Origin of the sequence: Sphingomonas sp. BAUL-RG-20F-R05-02 (genome assembly GCF_022662305.1) — a bacterium.
Taxonomy (GTDB): Bacteria; Pseudomonadota; Alphaproteobacteria; order Sphingomonadales; family Sphingomonadaceae; genus Sphingomonas.
Map to the genome: position 1 here is coordinate 1 of NZ_JAKNQH010000053.1, position 1,834 is coordinate 1,834.

Here is a 1,834-nt window from a genome sequence, read left to right on the forward strand (position 1 = left end):
TTCCTCTACGCCGCCGCTGTCGTGCTCCTCGTTCGTCGACTAGCTCGTTACGCATGAGATTCGAGACGGGCTTTTAAAACAGCACGCGACCTGCAGTATGACGGTCAGATAGCTCGCGACGGCATTCGATGCCAGCTTTGACAATTTCCAACTCCGTAAGGCTTGGTCCGGGAAGCCGCTTCAGCCACTCCCAAGTATTTTTGTCGCGATATTGATGGCCCCCCAAAGCAACGCTGCTCACCATAACCCCGAGGCACCGCAAGTCCTCACTATCGTATTCGTCCACCGGAAACCAGCACTCAGCCGCAACGATATTGATTAAGCTAACCTCGTAGTCTGTACGCGCGCTTGGAAAACTTAAGTGAGTCCACTGTTGATTGTCTAATGGTACTTTATGGGTTATGCCATCATGAACAACAAAGCAAAATTGATTGTCCTTTGGTCGATTTGTCGCAAGCGAAATCAATGCCCATCCGCTGATCGTGCAAACCTCCACTTCTGCGCTCCACCCCGACCATCTTAACGGGCCGAAGCCAATCAATGTCTCTGCCGGCCACATACCGTCTGGCTGAGGCACCGGAACCCGAAAGCCATGAGCAGCGTCAATAAATTGTTTGTACTTGTGGAAGAGTGGCGTGCCCGGCGCTAGTCTATATGACGCGGATCCGGCCGGCATATGGGTTAGGTAGAATGACAATTGATCAACGCCGTATTTTCCAGCCAAATGGCAGGCGCGATCAAGCTCGTCCTCGGAATCATTCCAGCGAAATACGAGATAGCGCCACGTTACAATTGCGCGGCCACCCCTTGAGGGTCCGACCCTAGATTGGCAATAATTTCGGAGGCCTTGCAACGCAGCATCTAACCTACCGTTGACATGATACTTCTCGTAACTGTCTTGGAAGGCACCGCTGATCGTAAATGTCATTTGGTCAACATCAGCCGCCGCCACCGCCTGCGCTCGTTTGGCCGATTTAAGAGGTATCCCGTTAGTACTGCTCACGATGCGAACAGACGAAGAGGCAGAGCGCATATATCCCAGCATCGACTCCGCATCAGGATTTACAAATGGATCCCCATAATTAAAGAAGTACAATTCTTTAAGATAGGGCGCTGCCTCGTCTATAACCTTTATAAAAACATTAAGTTCTAGTTTGTCACGCTCGCGCGTTGCCAAATTTCTATCGTTGTTTGAATCGCATGCTGTGTTCGGGCAACGCAAATTACATGTTACGGTTGGCTCTATTACCAGCACGTGCGGCAGCAGTGGCCTAATCGCGAGATCTTCATTTGCCTCCCGCTCGGTATAGAGCCAGCAGTTATCGCAGCGCCGTCCGTTTGATAGGCCGACACGCATCCGCTCGATTTCAGGATTTGCAAATATTTCAGCAACACTTTGATTAAAAATGTTACCAAAGCTTCTCGCAGCATGTGGATCGTCCAGCCCGCATGTGACATTGCCATCTGATAAAATCGTCAATGAGTCTTCCAGCCAGACGCAGCGATAGGATTTGCCGTCGGGTGGAAGCATGGAAGCGGAGGGTTGACGATCCTTCTTCCAAACAACCTTTTTTGAGGTCGGTGTCGCTGGTAATTGGTTCGTAAGCATTGCAGACCAATTCAGTTATGGAAGCCTCCGATAACAAGTTAAGAGGCGTTCTGCGAGGCTCGAATTCGCTTTAGTTGGCGAGTGTATTAACCCGCACATTATTGATGCCAGTATTGAAATTGACGCACGAAATCGAGCGATCGTCCAAGAACGTGCACCGGGCGACAACGCGATGGTAACTCCTCCCCATCGGCAAACAGGTAAGCCGCTTTCCCAGCACAAGGC

1 protein-coding gene is annotated in these 1,834 nt (G+C 50.7%); it reads right to left on the bottom strand.

Features of this window, described 5'->3' with window-relative positions; all coding sequences use genetic code 11:
* Positions 1–73: 73 nt before the first annotated feature.
* Complete coding sequence (locus L8F97_RS22370) at positions 74–1,531, bottom strand: SPASM domain-containing protein (protein WP_242154941.1); 1,458 nt, start codon at positions 1,529–1,531, stop codon at positions 74–76.
* Positions 1,532–1,834 lie beyond the last annotated feature (303 nt).